General features: G+C 67.5%; 5 protein-coding genes and 1 pseudogene. All 6 read right to left on the bottom strand.

What is annotated here, in order from left to right:
* Nucleotides 1–335, bottom strand: a pseudogene (locus KDB67_RS08235) (lysine--tRNA ligase); the annotation flags it as partial.
* A gap of 318 nt (nt 336–653) precedes the next feature.
* Nucleotides 654–1,067, bottom strand: coding sequence for a rhodanese-like domain-containing protein (locus KDB67_RS08230; protein WP_291014660.1), 414 nt, complete (start codon nt 1,065–1,067; stop codon nt 654–656).
* A gap of 209 nt (nt 1,068–1,276) precedes the next feature.
* Nucleotides 1,277–2,080: a type III pantothenate kinase gene (locus KDB67_RS08225; RefSeq protein WP_291014658.1), complete on the bottom strand. Its 804-nt coding sequence runs from the start codon at nt 2,078–2,080 to the stop codon at nt 1,277–1,279.
* Between the two features lie 262 nt (nt 2,081–2,342).
* Nucleotides 2,343–2,765, bottom strand: coding sequence for an aspartate 1-decarboxylase (gene panD / locus KDB67_RS08220; protein WP_291014655.1), 423 nt, complete (start codon nt 2,763–2,765; stop codon nt 2,343–2,345).
* A 36-nt stretch (nt 2,766–2,801) separates the two neighbouring features.
* Complete coding sequence (gene panC / locus KDB67_RS08215; RefSeq protein ID WP_291014652.1) at nt 2,802–3,716, bottom strand: pantoate--beta-alanine ligase; 915 nt, start codon at nt 3,714–3,716, stop codon at nt 2,802–2,804.
* Nucleotides 3,713–4,351 (bottom strand): DUF2520 domain-containing protein (locus KDB67_RS08210; protein ID WP_291014650.1); only part of this gene is annotated, 639 nt, incomplete at its 5' end. The genes KDB67_RS08210 and panC, both read right to left, overlap by 4 nt.

Here is a 4,351-nt window from a genome sequence, read left to right as displayed (position 1 = left end):
TCCTCGCCCACCCCGTTGAAGCTGATCATCGCCTGCAGTTGGGTGCCGTCGCCGTCCTGCAGGGTGGCGAAACACAGTTTGCCCTTGTTGCGCAGGAAGATGACGCGTCCGGCGACGCCGGCCACATCGCCGGTCTCGGTGCCGGCTTCGAGGTCGGGGTAGGCGGCGCGGATCTGCGCGAGGCTGTGGGTGCGGTCCAGTTCGACCGGGTACGCCTGTCGGCCCTCGGCGAGAATCCGCTCACGCTTGCCACGCCGGATGCGGATCTGCTCGGGGGCGTCGTCGGCGCCCTCCGTCGACGGCGCGGCTGCTGCGGTGTTCGGGGTCTGGCTCACGAGTCAAAACCCTATCGGGCAGGGGGAATGTGCTCCAACTCGATATGTCGGTGGCCGTGGTTCGAGGTGATCCGGTCATGCGCTCGGGTCGCCGGACCCTTCGTGACCCTCGCTCCTGCGTCACTTCGGCCTCAGGGATCAAGAAGGTTGGCCGCTTCGGCCTCAGATCAAGAAGGTTGGCCGCTTCTTCCTCAGATCAAGAAGGTTGGCCGCTTCGGCCTCAGGGATCAAGATCGTCGGGTGCTTCGGCCTCAGGGATCACAATCGACGGGCGCTTCGGTCTCAGGGATCAAGATGTTTGGGCGGGCCTCGGGATTTTCAGTGGGCGGAGATGGTGGCGAGTTCGGCCTTGGCAAGGGGGGCGGTGACGCGGGCGCGGTGCAGGGCGGCGAATCCGCCGACCAGAAATGTGGCGCCGGCGATGCCGCGGGCCTGCAGGTGCCAGGCGAGCCATTCGGCGTCGTGGCCATCGTCGCTGATCAGGACCCAGCGGGCATCGGGTGCGGCCACGCGCAGCGATTCGCGGGTGCCGGGGGTGAGTCTGGTGAGGACGTCGGCGGCGTCGATGGCAAGCGCGCCGGGTAGCACACCCTGCGCATCGCGCTGGTGCTGGCTGCGCATGTCGACGGCGATCACGCCGGCGGAGGTGAGGGTGGCGTACTCGGAGACGAGGACGGAGATGCGCAAATCAGACGTTGTGGAAACACGAACGGTGGAGAGGACCGCAGTCATGGCAGGAATCCTTGGAATGATCGAAAGAGGTGGGAGGGTCGCCGAAGAGGGGCAGCCGCAGATGCGGACTCAGCCCCGACAACACTCCTGACAGCTCTTGATCATGTCGAGCAGTCTGCCAGATCCGGCAAACGACGTCCACCCTCGTCATTCGATCGGCCCACCGTGACGTTAACCACTTTGGCGTCAACCAGCAGCGACGTAAAAGGTCAGCGGCGGGCGCGGGGGTCCTTGCGGGAACGTTCGTGGACGCGACGCAAGCCGTCGAGGGTGAGATAGGGGTGGTGGTCGGTGAACGCGGCGCATTCCTCGTAGATCAGCGGTGCCAGCGAGCCGGTGGCCACCACGGTGAGGTCGTCGGAATCGAAGCCGGGGACAGTGTCGCAGATCCGCTCGACGAGGCCGTCGATCTGGCCCGCGAAACCGTAGATAATGCCCGATTGCAGCGCCTCGACGGTGTTCTTGCCGAGCACCCCGCGCGGCGGCATCAGCTCCACCCGGCGCACGGTCACCGTGTGCTCGCTGAGGGCGTCGACACCCAGGTTGATGCCGGGGGCGATGGCACCGCCGAGGAACTCACCCTTGACCGAGACCGCGTCGACGACCGTGGCCGTGCCACAAGCGACGACGATGCATGGTCCGCCGTAGTTGGCATATGCGGCAAGACAATTGGCGACGCGGTCGGTGCCGACCTCCTTCGGGTTGTCCACCAGCAGCGGGACACCGGTGCGCACGCCGGGTTCGAGCAGCAGGTGATGGGCCGACGGGTAATACTTCGGCAGCATCTCGCGCATCTCCCGCAGCAGCGACGGCACCGTCGAGAGCGCGGCCACGCCGGTGATCTGCTCGATGTCCGCGCCGAGCAGGCCCCGGAACAGCAGGGCGAGTTCGTCGGCGGTGGCCTGCTGGCGGGTGTGCAGCCGCCAGTCCCGCACCAGCCTGGCGTGGTCGCCGGAGCCGGCGAACGTACCGAGATGGATGGTGGTGTTGCCGATCTCGACGGTCAGCAGCATGGGACGGCCTTCCTGTGGCGCGGTCGGGGTTGTGGCTCGGTCAGGTGGGTACGTCGCCGGACCCTTCGAGACCCTCGCTCCTTCGTCGCTTCGGCCTCAGGGATCAAGATGCGTACCCCACACCAACGGCATCGGCTCAGGGATCAAGATGCGTACCCCACATCAACGGCATCGGCTCAGGGATCAAGATGCGTACCCCACTTCAACGGCATCGGCTCAGGGATCAAGAAGGGTACCCGAACTTCGGTGGGCCATTTCCGGGTCAGGCGTCGGCGAGGACGACGCGGGGGTCGAGCAGGCCCGAACCTTCGGGGGCGTGGGCGGGGTCGTGGCCCTCCAGCAGAATGCGGTTGTGCTCGTCGACGAACACCACGTTCGGTGAGTACTCGGCGATCTCCTGCTCGTTGAGGATGCCGTAGGCGATGATGATCACCAGGTCGCCGGGGTGCACCAGATGTGCTGCGGCGCCGTTGATCCCGATGACACCGGAGCCCGGCTCGCCGGCGATCGCATAGGTTTCCAGGCGGGCGCCGTTGTCGATGTCGACGATCGTGACCTGTTCGCCTTCGAGCAGTCCGGCCGCGTCGAGCAGATCGGAGTCGATGGTGACCGACCCGACATAGTGCAGGTCGGCCTGAGTCACCTTGGCGCGGTGGATCTTTGCGGTCATCATGGTGCGGAGCATCAGTTTTCCCCTCAGTGGTGCGATATGTAGTAGGACTCAGGATTGTTCGCGGCCGTCGAAACCCGTGCCGATGGCAACCCCGACGTTGTCGATGAGCCGGGCCGGGCCGATCCGGGCGGCGATGAGCAGCCGGCCGTCACCGGTCTCCGGCGCTTCTTCGAGCATGCGGCCCCGCAGCTCGATGTATTCGACCGCGATGTCGGGGTGGGATTCGACGACCGCGCGGGCGGTAGTCAGGATCGCGTCGCGGCCCTGCGCGGCGACGTGCGCACCGGCAACCAGCGCCGCCGACAGGGTGGTGGCAAGTTGGCGCTGCGCGTCGTCGAGATAGCGGTTGCGAGAGGACATGGCCAGACCGTCGGACTCGCGGACCGTTGGCACGCCCACGATCTCGACACCCAGGTTGAGGTCGTCGGCCATCTGCTTGATCAGCACGAGCTGCTGATAGTCCTTCTCGCCGAAGTAGGCGGCGTTCGGATTGGCGATCGAGAGCAGCTTGTTGACGACGGTCAGCATGCCGGCGAAATGCGTGGGCCGCGAGATGCCGTCGAGGATCGCACCGGCCGGCCCCGGATGGATCATGGTGCGCTGCCCGTTCGGGTACATTCCGGCGACCGTCGGCGCGAACACCAGCTCCACCCCGAGCGGGCGCAGCAACTCGCAGTCGGCCTCGAAAGTGCGCGGGTAGGCGTCGAGATCCTCACCGGCCCCGAACTGCAGCGGGTTCACGAAGATCGACACGATGACGACGGTATTGCCCTTGGCCTTGGCCGCCCGCACCAGTTCGAGGTGCCCGGCGTGCAGCGCACCCATCGTCGGTACCAGCGCCACCCGCTTGCCCGCGGCACGCAGCGCGTTGCTGACCCGGCGCAGGCCGGCGGGATCGCGGTGCACCGTCAGCTCACCCGGCGTGAACAGGGCCTGGCCGGCGTCGGCCGTTGATGCGGTCATGATTCCTCCAGCACGTCGATGAGGGTGGCCGGCGCTCCCGACTGGTCGGCGGCACGGCGGGCGAGGGTCCGGTAGGCGTCGGCGATGCCGTGCGGACCGTCGCCGCCGGGGATGGCGCGCAGCGCGCGCAGGTGCGCTGTGACCGCGGCGGCATCACCCCGGGCGACCGGTCCGGTCAGTGCCGACGGCCCCAGTTCCAGCACATTGCTCAGCGATGCGGTGACCAGCGGCGCGAGGATCCGCTCGGCAAGCCGGGTCGCATCGCCGTCGACCGTGGCATTGGCCGCCCCGGTATCGCCGGCATCACCTTCAATCGCCGCGTTGAGCACGGCGACAGCATCGCTGATCAGGGCGATCAGGTGGTTCGCGCCGTGCGCGAGCGCCGCGTGATACAGGGTGCGGTGATCCTCGGGGATGCGCACCGGTTCGCCACCCATCTCCATCACCAGCGACGCGCCGATCGCATCGCCGATGGGGTCGGCGGCGGTGATGCCGAAGCAGGCCCGTGCCAGACGCGTGGTGTCGTCGGTCGAACCGACGAACGTCATCGCCGGATGCAGGGCCAGCGGCAGCGCACCGCGCGCCGCGATCGGGTCGAGGATGCCGATGCCGTGCGCGCCGGCGGTGTGCGCGAC

The sequence above is a fragment of the Gordonia sp. (in: high G+C Gram-positive bacteria) genome (assembly GCF_020438995.1).
Taxonomy (GTDB): Bacteria; Actinomycetota; Actinomycetes; order Mycobacteriales; family Mycobacteriaceae; genus Gordonia.
This window is presented reverse-complemented; position numbering and strand designations above follow the sequence as displayed.

Excerpts from the sequence above, each read along its gene's own strand:
- KDB67_RS08230 (WP_291014660.1), bottom strand. The coding sequence starts at position 1,067 with ATGACTGCGGTCCTCTCCACCGTTCGTGTTTCCACAACGTCTGATTTG.
- panC (WP_291014652.1), bottom strand. The coding sequence starts at position 3,716 with ATGACCGCATCAACGGCCGACGCCGGCCAGGCCCTGTTCACGCCGGGT.
- panD (WP_291014655.1), bottom strand. The coding sequence starts at position 2,765 with ATGCTCCGCACCATGATGACCGCAAAGATCCACCGCGCCAAGGTGACT.
- KDB67_RS08225 (WP_291014658.1), bottom strand. The coding sequence starts at position 2,080 with ATGCTGCTGACCGTCGAGATCGGCAACACCACCATCCATCTCGGTACG.